This window comes from Streptococcus gwangjuensis, from assembly GCF_028156745.1.
Classification (GTDB): Bacteria; Bacillota; Bacilli; order Lactobacillales; family Streptococcaceae; genus Streptococcus; species Streptococcus gwangjuense_A.
Window position 1 is genome coordinate 46,220 of record NZ_JAODJG010000036.1, and the last position, 13,624, is coordinate 59,843.

Genomic DNA, 13,624 nt, shown 5'->3' on the forward strand with positions numbered 1-13,624 from the left:
AAGGCGACGCTGACGTGGTTTGAATTTGATTTTCGAAGAGTATTAAATCGCAAACAAGTCATTCAAGTTTTCAGCCAAGGTTGGGTGAGTGAAGATTTGTTTTGTGAAGTAAGTGTAAGGAATCTTGTTGTCCATAGCAACAGTGATGATGTTGATGATTTCTTGAGAACCTTCTGAGAAGATGCTTGCTCCAAGAATTTCTTTTGTTTCAGTATTAACAACAGCTTTGAAAGCTCCGCGAAGGTCTCCGTTTACGTGGCCACGAGGCATTGCTGCAACAGGGATTTCCTTAACAGCGTATGGAAGTTTCAAATCAGCTGCTTGGCTTTCAGTCAAACCAACTTGTGAAAGTGCAGGTGTGATAAACATGGTGTTTGGTACATTGAGACGGTCTTCAAGTGTGTAGCTGCCATCTCCAGCAAGGTAGCTGTAAACAACACGGAAGTCATCAAGTGAAATGTAAGTAAATTGAAGTCCACCGTTGACATCTCCAACTGCAAAGACACCAGGAACGTTTGTTTGACAATGTTTGTCCACTTTAATAGCACCACGTTCAGTTAGTTCAATATCTGTGTTTTCAAGTTGAAGTGGTTCTACATTTGGTTTGCGTCCAGTTGCGTAGAGAAGGGCATCGAAACGGTAAGTTTCGTTTTCAGTCACGACAAGCACTTGGTCACCGTCGTTTTTGATTTCAGTAGTACGGATGTTTTGAAGCAATTCAATACCGTCTTCTTCCATGTACTGTTTAGCAAGAGCTGCGATGGAAGGTTCTGCACGAGGTAGGAAAGTATCCAAGGCATCTAGGACTGTAACCTTGCTTCCAAGTTTGTTGTAAAGGCCTGCAAATTCAAGACCGATATTTCCACCACCAAGGACTCCAAGTTTTTCAGGTAATTTGTCCAAATTTTGGATACCTGTTGAGTCAAAGACATTCTTGCTTGTAGCAAGTCCTGGGATTGGTAAGACATTTGAAACAGCACCAGTGTTGATGACGATTGTTTCAGCAGTCAGTTCTTTCTTTTCATCACCAGCTTGGATTTCGATGACTTTATTTGAAAGGAAGTGAGCTTCCGCATCAAAGATATCGACGCCAGTACCAGCAACAGTCGCATAGTTTTTACCGTTGAGGCGACCAGTGATAGTGTTTTTGGTAGCAATGACTTCTTCAAAAGACAAGTCTTTTTCAGCAGCAACTAGCAAAGTTTTAGTTGGGATACATCCGATGTTGATACAAGTTCCACCGTACATAGCTTTGCTACGTTCAACGAGGGCAACTTTTTTGCCAGCTGAAGCCAATTTACCTGCTAGTGTTTTACCAGCTTTACCAAATCCGATAACGATTAAATCATAAGTTAACATTTAGAGTTCCTCCTATTCGAATTTCATTCTAGCATAAGAAAAAAACTTTTGCACAATTCTGCTACGCTTTAAAAAAGTTTATGAAATAGTGGAAATTATAGCCTTACTTTCTCAGAAAAATCGTTTACATGACTTTATCGATGGATTGGGCTATCTTTTGCTTCTCTCTTGTGTTATACTAGATAGGTTGCAAAGAAAACAGTACTTTTCTTTTGTGGAAAAGAAGCAACACGATTTTATATCCAGTATATGAAAATACGTCATAAAAAGAAAAGTATAAACTAAGCCCTATAGGGTGGCTTCGCACCACCTTTAGAAAGAAGAATAACGTGAAATTTAATGAATTTAACTTGTCTGCTGATTTGCTAGCAGAGATTGAAAAAGCTGGTTTTGTAGAAGCCAGTCCTATCCAAGAGCAAACTATTCCATTGGCTCTTGAAGGTAAAGATGTGATTGGTCAAGCCCAGACTGGCACAGGTAAAACTGCAGCCTTTGGCTTGCCAACCCTTGAAAAAATCCGTACAGAAGAAGCGACTATCCAAGCCTTGGTCATCGCTCCAACTCGTGAACTAGCTGTCCAAAGTCAAGAGGAACTCTTCCGCTTTGGTCGTAGTAAGGGAGTCAAAGTTCGCTCAGTTTATGGCGGATCAAGCATCGAAAAACAAATTAAGGCTCTTAAATCGGGTGCCCATATCGTGGTGGGAACTCCAGGTCGTCTCTTGGACTTGATCAAACGCAAGGCCTTGAAATTACAAGACATTGAAACCTTGATACTTGACGAAGCTGACGAGATGCTCAACATGGGCTTCCTTGAAGATATCGAAGCTATCATTTCCCGTGTTCCTGAAAACCGTCAAACCTTGCTCTTTTCAGCAACTATGCCAGATGCCATCAAACGTATCGGTGTTCAATTTATGAAAGAACCTGAGCATGTGAAGATTGCTGCCAAGGAATTGACAACAGAATTGGTTGACCAATACTATCTCCGTGTCAAGGAACAAGAAAAATTTGACACCATGACTCGTCTCATGGATGTGGAACAACCAGAACTTGCTATCGTATTTGGTCGTACAAAACGTCGTGTAGATGAATTGACTCGTGGTCTGAAAATTCGTGGCTTCCGTGCAGAAGGAATTCATGGCGACCTAGACCAAAACAAACGTCTTCGTGTTCTTCGTGACTTTAAAAATGGAAATCTTGATGTTTTGGTTGCGACAGACGTTGCAGCGCGTGGCTTGGATATTTCAGGTGTGACTCATGTCTATAACTACGATATTCCACAAGATCCTGAAAGTTATGTTCACCGTATCGGTCGTACAGGTCGTGCTGGTAAGTCAGGTCAATCGATTACCTTCGTATCACCAAATGAAATGGGCTACCTCCAAATCATTGAGAACTTGACTAAGAAACGCATGAAAGGTCTCAAACCTGCAAGTGCAGAAGAAGCCTTCCAAGCTAAAAAACAGGTAGCTCTCAAGAAAATTGAACGTGATTTTGCAGATGAGACTATCCGTGCCAACTTTGAGAAATTTGGTAAGGATGCTCGTAAGCTAGCTGCCGAATTTACTCCAGAAGAATTGGCGATGTATATCTTGAGTTTGACTGTTCAAGATCCAGATAGTCTTCCTGAAGTGGAGATTGCACGTGAAAAACCACTTCCATTTAAACCATCAGGTAATGGCTTCGGTGGTAAAGGTAAGGGAAGTCGTGGAAGCCGTCGTGGGGACGACCGTCGAGACCGTGATCGCCGTGGCAATGGTCGTCGTGATGATTTCAAAAAAGGAAGTCGTAGCAACGATCGTTTTGATAAGGAAAAACGTTATCGTAAGGATAATAAAAAACCACGCAATACTTCAAGTGAAAAGCAAACAGGCTTTGTTATTCGTAACAAGGGAGATAAATAAGAAAAAGCGGTTCAAAATGAATCGCTTTTTTATATAAGGAGACCGAATGGAAAAAGAAAGATAAATAAAATATATATATTATCTTCTTGTAATATTATGATACGCAAAAATAGGGAACTTGTCAATAGAAAAGAAGCAATTTAATTAAAAATATTCTTGTTTTTTCAAATTGCAATTAAATAAGCAATTTTCAGATAATAATTGAAAATTCAAGCTGTTTGTGTTATAATGATAGCGATTATATTCGAGGTGAAAAATGGCACATTTATTAGAAAAAACTAGAAAAATTACTTCTATCCTGAAGCGCTCAGAGGAGCAGTTGCAGGAAGAACTTCCCTACAATGCGATTACCCGTCAATTGGCAGACATTATTGACTGTAACGCCTGCATCGTCAATAGCAAGGGACGTCTCCTTGGCTATTTTATGCGTTACAAAACCAATACAGATCGTGTAGAGCAATTCTTCCAAACTAAGATTTTCCCGGATGAGTACATTCAAGGTGCGAACATGATTTACGATACAGAAGCCAATCTGACAGTTGATCATGATTTGAGTATTTTCCCTGTGGAGAGTCGTGCAGACTTTCCAGATGGTTTGACGACTATTGCACCGATTCATGTATCAGGGATTCGCCTTGGTTCTTTGATTATTTGGCGCAATGATAAAAAATTCGAAGACGAGGATTTGATCCTTGTTGAGATTGCGAGTACCGTTGTTGGAATTCAACTCCTTAACTTCCAGCGTGAAGAAGATGAGAAAAATATCCGTCGCCGTACTGCTGTTACCATGGCAGTTAACACCCTTTCTTATTCAGAACTCCGTGCTGTTTCAGCAATTTTAGGGGAATTAAATGGAAATGAAGGCCAGTTGACTGCGTCTGTGATTGCAGACCGTATTGGAATCACCCGCTCTGTGATTGTCAATGCCCTTCGTAAACTTGAGTCTGCAGGGATTATTGAAAGTCGCTCGCTTGGAATGAAGGGAACCTATCTTAAGGTCTTGATTTCAGATATTTTTGAAGAAGTGAAGAAAAGAGATTACTAATGACTAAGGCTTTAATTTCGATTGACTATACAGAAGATTTTGTTGCTGATAGTGGAAAATTGACAGCAGGCGCTCCAGCTCAGGCAATTTCGGATGCCATCAGCAAGGTAACTCGATTAGCTTTTGAACGCGGAGATTACATCTTCTTTACAATAGATGCTCATGAAGAAAATGATTGTTTCCATCCAGAAAGCAAGTTATTTCCTCCTCACAATTTGATTGGGACTAGTGGACGAAATTTATATGGAGATTTGGGGACCTTTTATCAAGAGCATGGTTCAGACAGTCGTGTCTTTTGGATGGATAAACGCCATTACTCAGCTTTTTCTGGGACTGACCTGGATATCCGTTTGAGAGAGCGTCGGATTTCTACAGTTATCTTAACAGGAGTCTTGACGGATATCTGTGTCCTGCATACAGCTATAGATGCCTACAATCTAGGATATGATATCGAGGTTGTTAAACCAGCTGTTGCCTCCATCTGGCCTGAAAATCACCAATTTGCCCTTGGACATTTCAAAAATACACTGGGAGCTAAGTTAGTAGATGAAAATCTAAATGAAATTTCAGAGTAATTTGGTTGATGAAATGAAAAATTTTGAAAAAAAGTGTTGACAAGGATCCTAAAAGTTGATATACTAGTAAAGTAATCGACGCGGGGATGGCGGAATTGGCAGACGCGCAGGACTAAGGATCCTGTGACCGCTTTAGGTCGTGAGGGTTCAAGTCCCTCTCTCCGCATAGGATAAGAGTTAGCTTAGGCTAGCTCTTTTTTTTTTCAAAAGTTAACAATTGATTACTCATTTCTATCTTCAATGTCTATGAAATCCAAGAGTTATAATGGCAATAATGGAGCATTTGATATTGATTATTTAGTTCGGAATCAAACTATCAATCAGTATTTTAAAAAAGATGAAAATGAACAAGCAACATTAGGTTTTGGAAGTTCATACCGAAACGATGATTATTTCTATTATTCAATAACTATCAACTACGATAATGTTTATACATTCATAGAAACGGTATCGAATTAAGGGGAAATTAAATGGTAGATAAAAAATATGTGAATAGTGGAATTCCAACTTTAGATGCGTCTAATCTGACTTACGAATTTGAGTAAGATACAAGGAAATGTTTCTTTTATGGTATACTATAAGGGAACTATGATTAGTTGTTTTATTGAATATTATAAATAAGGAGAAGGTTATGAAAAAACGCATATTTCTCACAATGTTACTTTTAGGAGGATTGATAATGATAGGATTGGTAGGATGTGGAGAAAATAAGAACAGTCGAGTATGGATTGAGAACAAAGTCTCTGAGGTCAGTCGTGTTTATCCAACTGAAAATCTCTTTGATTTGTTTAAGCAATTTCCGGAAGGGTTTAATATTACTCAAACATTCTATAAGGATTCGCTCAGAACAGTAGTTTCCTTAGATGGAGATGCAGAAAATCAAACCATAAAAGGAAAGATAGAGACTATAAAAATATCTACCGAACCATATAAAGAAGAAGTGAAAGACCATGTTGATGTAGAATATAAAGATGGTCAATTTATATTTTCTAACAATGAGGTAGCGGAAAAAATTTGGGGTTATAAAAGTTTTCTATTCCAAACATTAAGTTTGAATAGAGATGTTTTATCTCAAATGAAGCTTGAAAAGTTTCAATATTTTTCAAATCGCAATGTGTTTGAAATCTATTATATTAGTGATGACTCTACAATAAATAATTTCCTTAATTCAAATGGAGAACACATTTTATCAATAAGTGGAGCGGAATCTTATAATAATACAAAAGGTTATCGATTGAATGTTAATATTGCTTTTAAGGATAACCCAAATGATGGAATGAGTGAGATAGTTTCAAGTTGGATAGATGATAGAAATAGTGTTTCTAATTAATTTGCTAACATTTAAAACATCCTGATTGACCTGATTATAAATAAGGAGCATGCGAAAGAATGAGTGAAAAAGAATCGGTTAACAGTGAAATTCCAACTCTGGATGCAGCGAATCTGACTTGTAAATTTGAATAAGATACAAGGAAATGTTGCTTTTATTGTATACCATAAGGGAACTATGATTAGCTATTTTGTTGAATATCATAAATAAGGAGAAGGTTATGAAAAAACGCGCGTTTTTCGCAATATTACTTTTAGGAGGATTGATAATGATAGGATTGGCAGGATGTGGAGAAAATAAGAACAGTCGAGCATGGATTGAGAACAAAGTCTCTGAGGTTAGTCGTGTCTATCCAACTGAAAATCTCTTTGACTTGTTTAAGCAATTTCCGGAAGGGTTTGAGATTAGAAGTATTGATACCTACGATGAGACGAAGGACTATTCTCGTTATCAGAAGATTGAACTCGTAGGAAATGCAGAAACAAAAGAAATAACTGGTAATTTTAAAAGAATAGAAGCTCGAGGTAATCCTTATGAAGAAAAAGTGCTTTTAGAAAGCCGTGTTGTGTACACTGAAAAAGGATTGGAATTTTTGAATCCAGAAGTTTCTAAAGATGATTTGTTTTATGATGGGTTTTTATTTCAAAAGTTAGAACTAAATAAAGCAATTTTGTCTCAATTGGAACTCAAAAAAACGTACTATAATTGGGAGACTGGTGATGCTTCTATTACTTATAAAAATGTAAATAGTAAAATTATTCAGGATTACTTCCATATACAATCAAGTGAATCGTTAGACCTTTTTATTAGTGCAGACCACTCTGCAACTATTGGCTATGAATACGGTTATCCTGTGGTTTTTGACGGAGAAAATATATCTCATTCAGAACTTATAACAGGAAAAAGTAAGAGTATGAAGAAGATAGATGCCAAATAGTAATGTGCCGACCTTAGATGCTTCTAATCTGACTAACGAATTTTAATAAGATAGCAAGGAAATGTTTCTTTTATGGTATACTATAAGGGAACTATGATTAGTTGTTTTATTGAATATCATAAGTAAGGAGAGGGTTATGAAAAAACGCATATTTCTCACAATGTTACTTTTAGGAGGATTGATAATGATAGGATTAACAGGGTGTGGAGAAAATAAAAATAGTCGAGCATGGATTGAGAACAAAGTCTCTGAGGTCAGTCGTGTCTATCCAACCGAGAATTTGTTTGATTTGTTTAAGCAATTTCCGGAAGGATTTGAGATTGAGCAGGTCTATTTCAAAAAGAAAAGTGATGGAATTGATGATTCTATTACAGAAATTAAGCTGAAAGGTGATGCAACATCGCATACAATAACGGGTACTCTTGCTAAAAGCCCAGCGAAGGAAGATGCGCCAAAAAGCGATGAAGTGGTAGTAAGTGTTCAATATATAGACAACAAATTTATTTTTTCTGATGAAGAAACCGCTAAAAGAATATGGAAGTTTGATGGTTTTTTGTTTCAAAAACTTGGTATAGATAAAGAGTTTTTAAGTAAATTATCATTAAAAAACAAACATTTTAATGGAAATAATGGTTCTTTTGATATAGATTATATTATTAAAAACACAACGATTAACCAATATTTTAATAAACAGCAACAAGCTGAAACAGTGCTAGGATTTGGTAGTTCTTTGAGGTTAGATGACTTTTATTATTATTCTGTTACTGTTGATTTTAATGATGGCTATTATTTTAAGGAGAGAGTATCGAATTAGGAGAGAAGTATGAGTAAAAAGGATACAGCGAATAGTGGTATTGCTACTCTAGATGCAGCAAATCTGACTTACGAATTTGAGAATGTGCGAGTTAATCAACCTGAAATTGGACATGATGATAGAAAACAACTTCTTAATGCAGTAGACAGAAGTAAACCTCTCCCCTCTAACCTCCAGTATCTAGATGATTTTCATGATGACTTTACTGGGACGAGTGGTACAGCCTTCCTAGATAAGGACAGTGGAGAGGTGATTATTGCCTATACGGGAACGAATCCTAATGCGGATATAGTCAAGGATGTCGCTACAGATGTCGGTAGTATAGCCATGGCGCTCGGTTTTCATTATGATGAAGCTTTCAAATTTTATGAAAGGATTCGACAGAGATATGGGGATAATATTACTCTAACTGGACATTCTTTAGGAGGTAACATCGCTCAGAGGGTGGCCTTAGAGTATAACGCTCCGCGTACTGTGGTATATAACTCAGCGCCTCTCTATTTAGAAGGTCTTATCGAATCTAAAGATAAAATCATAGATTATCTGACTCCGTGGGATTCGGCAAGGGAGAAGATAATCAATAAACAAAAGACATTCACAGGTCAAGTAGTACGAATCCGGACTCAAGATGACTTTCTTAACAATATCTCAAAGCCTTTTTTGGGTGTATACTTGGGAGAAGATTACCTGCTTGAAAATTCCGGTGGGCACAGTATTGATCCAGATATTACGGGTGATAAAAATCAAATTAACCAAATCAAGGATATTTTGGAAAAACAGAGTCCAGAGAAGATGACTGAACTTGAAAAGAAGAACTATGAGACCCTGAAGAAATTACAAGGTGTCAAAAACGGACTTCTAAAACAGTTGAATACTCAATTTTTATCCGATGGTAGTATAAGTAGTCATGAGATGTTTTTCTTGGACAGTGTCCAAGCAACAGCTGTTGCGACAGCAATGACAGAGAGTGTCAGCAACGGAAACAGTGAGATTGAGGCAGTGGCGAAAAAAGCAGTTGCGGAAGCTGAAACACTCTTCGATAAAAGTAAGGAAGTTCCTTGGTTCGTCACAGAATTAACTTATGATGAGATAGAGGATGTTTATGCGGAAGCTGGGGTAACGTATGATAGTATTGTGGGAGAGACTCAGAGACATTTTGATAAAAAAGTAAGTAAATCAGCTGCGATTGTAAAAGCTTTTACAGATTTGGAAACGAATATTCAGAAGGGTGTTGAACAAGCAGTTGAAGGAGATGAAAGCTTGGCAAGGGATATTAATCAATGGACAAACTAGAAGAAATTCAAATGAAAATAAAAAAGCAAGAAGAGGGACTTTGGTCTTTGGAGGATGACTATAGAACTGCTAAGAAGAAAATAGGAGGATCTTATGAGAGTTTAGATCATAATCGTTCTCAGTTGACCAGATTATATGAGGAATTTGAAAACATTGCTTATGATTTTGGTAAAAAGAATTCTGGATATGAGAGAGAGCGCCACCAATTTCTGATACTCTTAGAATCTTATGCAGTTGAGACAAGGAGTGAGTATCTTCGTCAATATGCTAAAATAGAGGCAAAAGATGAAGAATTGCAGACTCAGTACCGAAAAGAGCGCTCTCGCTTAGAAAAAGAGTTAGAAGAGAGTTATAGTCGAAGAAGAGATCTATATGAGTTAGAAAGGGAGCAGAAAAAATGCTAGTGGATTTAGTCATAGATGCTTTGATTGGACCTATGTCAGAATCAGCCAGACGAGAAATCAAAAAAACATTGGAAAGAGCAGCTATCAAAGCCTTTTGTGCTCCTCCGATAATATCAGGTAGAAAAGATATTGTAGATAAGTACGATGAGGAGATAGGGACTCTTGCTATGACAAATAAGACAGCTGTAACGACTTTAGCAGCACAAATGGATAGCTCAATTAATGGTTTAGGACAAAAAGCAATTAGCGAGGTTGTTAGTAAAAATAGTAACTCTTTTGAAGATTTAAATCCGAAAAAGAAAAAATAGTGCTTTGACCATAACATGTTCCTTCGCGACTTCTCCTTGCAAATATTTTTTCAAATATAATAGAGCCTTTTGTTTTCATCAAATTTAAGTAGAGCAAAAAATTTTTGCTCTTTTTTTGTATTTCATAAACATTTCATATTTGGATTTTATAATAGTTTTACAAATATGGAGGTGACAAATGAATCCGATCCAAAGAGCTTGGGCCTATGTCAGCAGAAAACGACTGAGAAGTTTTATTTTATTTCTGATTTTATTGGTCCTATTGGCTGGAATTTCAGCCTGTTTGACTTTGATGAAGTCCAACAAAACAGTTGAAACCAATCTTTACAAATCACTCAATACATCTTTTTCAATTAAAAAGATAGAAAACGGACAGACCTTCAAGTTATCGGACCTAGCATCTGTCAGCAAGATTAAGGGCCTGGAAAATGTTTCTCCTGAACTGGAGACGGTCGCAAAACTAAAAGACAAGGAAGCGGTGAGTGGCGAGCAGAACGTGGAGCGTGATGATTTGTCAGCTGCGGACAAGAATCTGGTTAGTTTAACGGCTCTTGAGGATTCATCTAAGGATGTGACCTTTACCAGCTCGGCTTTCAACTTAAAAGAAGGCCGACACCTTCAAAAAGGAGATTCCAAGAAAATTCTCATCCACGAAGAGTTGGCTAAGAAGAACGGTCTTTCGCTTCATGACAAGATTCGTTTAGATGCTGGACAGTCAGAATCTGGCAAAGAACAAACAGTTGAGTTTGAAATTGTCGGCATCTTCTCTGGTAAAAAACAAGAGAAATTTACAGGCTTGTCTTCTGACTTCAGTGAAAACCAAGTCTTTACAGACTATGAAAGTAGCCAAAGCCTTTTGGGTAATGGTGAACCTCAAGTCACTGCAGCTCGCTTCTATGTAGAAAATCCTAAGGAAATGGACGGACTCATGAAGCAGGTAGAAAACTTGTCTTTGGAAAATCAAGGCTATCAAGTTGAGAAGGAAAACAAGGCCTTTGAACAAATCAAAGACTCAGTTGCTACCTTCCAAACCTTTCTGACCATCTTCCTTTATGGAATGTTGATAGCAGGAGCAGGAGCCTTAATTTTGGTCTTGTCTCTCTGGTTGAGAGAAAGGGTCTACGAAGTAGGGATTTTACTGGCACTTGGAAAAGGCAAGAGTTCGATCTTCCTACAGTTCTGTTTAGAGGTAGTTTTGGTATCTCTCGGAGCTTTGCTTCCATCCTTTATTGCTGGAAATGCCATTACATCCTATCTGCTCCAAACTGTCCTAGCAAGTGGAGATCAGGCAGCCTTACAAGACACGCTAGCCAAAGCAAGCAGTCTATCAACCAGCATCCTATCTTTTGCAGAATCCTATGTTTTTCTAGTTCTGCTTAGTTGTTTATCTGTAGCCCTTTGTTTCCTATTCTTATTTAGAAAATCGCCGAAAGAAATTTTATCATCTATTAGTTAAGAAGGAGAAATCATGACTTTATTACAATTACAAGATGTTACCTACCGTTATAAGAACACTGCTGAAGCAGTCCTATATCAGATCAATTATAATTTTGAACCCGGGAAATTTTACAGTATTATTGGTGAGTCGGGAGCAGGAAAATCCACACTCTTGTCCCTACTTGCTGGTCTAGATAGTCCTGTTGAAGGTTCTATCCTTTTTCAAGGAGAGGATATTCGTAAGAAGGGGTATTCTTACCATCGCATGCACCATATTTCCTTGGTCTTTCAAAATTATAATTTGATAGATTATCTTTCTCCACTGGAAAATATCCGCTTGGTCAACAAAAAGGCAAGCAAGGATACACTTCTTGAGCTTGGTTTAGATGAAAGTCAGATCAAGCGGAATGTTCTCCAGTTATCAGGTGGTCAACAACAACGTGTTGCCATTGCTCGCAGTTTGGTATCAGAAGCTCCAGTTATTCTAGCGGATGAGCCAACAGGAAATCTGGACCCTAAGACTGCTGGAGATATTGTCGAACTGCTCAAATCACTTGCCCAGAAAACAGGTAAATGTGTCATCGTCGTAACCCACAGCAAAGAAGTGGCACAAGCGTCAGATATTACACTTGAGTTGAAGGATAAGAAACTAACTGAAACTCGCAATACGACGAAATAATATGAGCTTTTTCTACTAGAACAATAAAATAGAACAACATTTAGAAAGGGAACCTATGTTACACAACGCATTTGCCTATGTTACAAGGAAGTTTTTCAAATCGATTGTCATCTTCCTGATTATTCTCCTCATGGCGAGCTTGAGTTTGGTCGGCTTGTCCATCAAGGGAGCTACTGCCAAGGCTTCTCAAGAGACCTTTAAAAATATCACCAATAGTTTTTCCATGCAGATTAACCGTCGCGTCAATCAAGGTACGCCACGTGGTGCTGGGAATATTAAGGGTGAAGATATCAAAAAAATCACTGAAAACAAGGCTATCGAGTCTTATGTTAAACGCATCAACGCTATTGGGGATTTGACTGGCTATGAACTCATCGAAACGCCAGATACCAAGAAAAATCTGACACCTGACCGTGCCAAACATTTTGGAAGTAGCTTGATGATTACAGGTGTCAATGACTCCTCTAAAGAAGACAAGTTTGTCTCTGGTTCTTATAAGCTGGTCGAAGGTGAGCACCTAACAAACGACGACAAGGACAAGATCCTCCTGCACAAGGACTTGGCAGCCAAACACGGCTGGAAAGTAGGGGACAAGGTCAAACTAGACTCTAATATCTACGATGCAGACAATGAAAAAGGAGCCAAGGAAACAGTCGAAGTGACAATCAAGGGGCTCTTTGATGGTCATAATAAGTCAGCAGTAACCTACTCGCAAGAACTTTATGAAAATACAGCTATTACAGATATTCATACTGCTGCAAAACTATATGGATACACAGAAGACACAGCTATTTATGGAGATGCAACCTTCTTTGTAACAGCGGACAAGAACTTGGATGATGTTATGAAAGAGTTGAATGGTATCAGTGGCATCAACTGGAAGAGCTACACACTTGTTAAGAGCTCCTCTAACTACCCAGCTCTAGAGCAATCCATCTCTGGTATGTACAAGATGGCCAACCTCCTCTTCTGGGGTAGCTTGAGCTTCTCAGTTCTTCTCCTTGCACTCTTGCTTAGTCTTTGGATTAACGCTCGTCGCAAGGAAGTGGGCATTCTCCTCTCTATCGGTCTCAAGCAGGCAAGTATCTTGGGTCAATTCATCACCGAATCCATTTTGATTGCCATCCCTGCTCTAGTTTCTGCTTACTTCCTAGCCAGCTACACAGCTCGTGCAATCGGAAACACTGTTCTTGCCAATGTGACTTCAGGTGTTGCCAAGCAAGCCAGCAAGGCTGCTCAAGCCTCTAACCTTGGTGGTGGTGCAGAAGTAGATGGCTTTAGCAAGACCTTGTCGAGCCTAGATATTTCTATTCAGACATCAGACTTTATCATCGTCTTTGTCCTTGCCTTGATTCTAGTGGTTCTCGTTATGGCGCTTGCTTCAAGCAATCTCCTAAGAAAACAACCAAAAGAACTCTTGCTGGATAGCGAATAACAAACTTGCTACCTATTCTCCCCTAAATGGGGTATAATATAGGTAGCATTTTTATCTATTTCATCTTGATAAGTCCTCTGTTAATCAGGATGAAAGCAAGATGA

The 13,624-nt window shown here is 38.3% G+C and carries 13 protein-coding genes, 1 tRNA gene and 1 pseudogene; 14 read left to right on the top strand and 1 reads right to left on the bottom strand.

Annotated features, from left to right (window positions below):
• Positions 1–42 precede the first annotated feature (42 nt).
• Entirely contained in the window at positions 43–1,359 is a 1,317-nt protein-coding gene (locus N5909_RS07105) for an FAD-containing oxidoreductase (protein ID WP_033682109.1), read from the bottom strand.
• 329 nt (positions 1,360–1,688) lie between these two features.
• On the opposite strand from N5909_RS07105, the gene N5909_RS07110 reads away from it, so the two are divergent.
• The 14 genes and pseudogenes from N5909_RS07110 (at position 1,689) to vex3 (ending at position 13,520) form a co-directional block, all read left to right on the top strand.
• Positions 1,689–3,263 carry a DEAD/DEAH box helicase gene (locus tag N5909_RS07110; protein WP_271631042.1) on the top strand — a complete coding sequence of 525 codons (1,575 nt, stop codon included), beginning with the start codon at positions 1,689–1,691 and terminating at the stop codon, positions 3,261–3,263.
• Between the two features lie 256 nt (positions 3,264–3,519).
• Positions 3,520–4,308: a GTP-sensing pleiotropic transcriptional regulator CodY gene (codY, locus tag N5909_RS07115; RefSeq protein WP_120718906.1), complete on the top strand. Its 789-nt coding sequence runs from the start codon at positions 3,520–3,522 to the stop codon at positions 4,306–4,308.
• Positions 4,308–4,883 carry a cysteine hydrolase family protein gene (locus N5909_RS07120; RefSeq protein ID WP_261116848.1) on the top strand — a complete coding sequence of 192 codons (576 nt, stop codon included), beginning with the start codon at positions 4,308–4,310 and terminating at the stop codon, positions 4,881–4,883. Before codY ends, N5909_RS07120 begins: the two co-directional genes overlap by 1 nt.
• An 80-nt stretch (positions 4,884–4,963) precedes the next feature.
• Positions 4,964–5,049, top strand: a tRNA-Leu gene (locus N5909_RS07125).
• A gap of 29 nt (positions 5,050–5,078) precedes the next feature.
• Positions 5,079–5,342 (top strand): annotated as a pseudogene (locus tag N5909_RS09770) (hypothetical protein); the annotation flags it as partial.
• Between the two features lie 172 nt (positions 5,343–5,514).
• Positions 5,515–6,213 (top strand): hypothetical protein, encoded by a 699-nt coding sequence (locus N5909_RS07130; protein ID WP_271631043.1) that lies wholly within the window; start codon positions 5,515–5,517, stop codon positions 6,211–6,213.
• A gap of 220 nt (positions 6,214–6,433) precedes the next feature.
• The gene (locus tag N5909_RS07135; RefSeq protein ID WP_025172971.1) at positions 6,434–7,150 is read left to right on the top strand and encodes a hypothetical protein; all 717 of its coding nucleotides are present in this window, start codon (positions 6,434–6,436) and stop codon (positions 7,148–7,150) included.
• A gap of 136 nt (positions 7,151–7,286) precedes the next feature.
• Positions 7,287–7,964: a hypothetical protein gene (locus N5909_RS07140; protein ID WP_000745947.1), complete on the top strand. Its 678-nt coding sequence runs from the start codon at positions 7,287–7,289 to the stop codon at positions 7,962–7,964.
• A gap of 9 nt (positions 7,965–7,973) precedes the next feature.
• A complete protein-coding gene (locus N5909_RS07145; RefSeq protein ID WP_271631044.1) occupies positions 7,974–9,257 on the top strand; it encodes a hypothetical protein in 1,284 nt (427 codons plus the stop codon).
• Positions 9,245–9,661: a hypothetical protein gene (locus N5909_RS07150; RefSeq protein WP_271631045.1), complete on the top strand. Its 417-nt coding sequence runs from the start codon at positions 9,245–9,247 to the stop codon at positions 9,659–9,661. Before N5909_RS07145 ends, N5909_RS07150 begins: the two co-directional genes overlap by 13 nt.
• Entirely contained in the window at positions 9,655–9,969 is a 315-nt protein-coding gene (locus N5909_RS07155; RefSeq protein WP_271631046.1) for a hypothetical protein, read from the top strand. Before N5909_RS07150 ends, N5909_RS07155 begins: the two co-directional genes overlap by 7 nt.
• A gap of 178 nt (positions 9,970–10,147) precedes the next feature.
• On the top strand, positions 10,148–11,425 hold the full coding sequence (locus N5909_RS07160) for an ABC transporter permease (RefSeq protein ID WP_271631047.1): 1,278 nt from the start codon (positions 10,148–10,150) through the stop codon (positions 11,423–11,425).
• Between the two features lie 12 nt (positions 11,426–11,437).
• The gene (gene vex2 / locus N5909_RS07165; RefSeq protein WP_000173751.1) at positions 11,438–12,085 is read left to right on the top strand and encodes an ABC transporter ATP-binding subunit Vex2; all 648 of its coding nucleotides are present in this window, start codon (positions 11,438–11,440) and stop codon (positions 12,083–12,085) included.
• Positions 12,086–12,140: 55 nt separating this feature from the next.
• The gene (vex3, locus tag N5909_RS07170; RefSeq protein ID WP_271631048.1) at positions 12,141–13,520 is read left to right on the top strand and encodes an ABC transporter permease subunit Vex3; all 1,380 of its coding nucleotides are present in this window, start codon (positions 12,141–12,143) and stop codon (positions 13,518–13,520) included.
• The last annotated feature ends 104 nt before the right edge of the window (positions 13,521–13,624 follow it).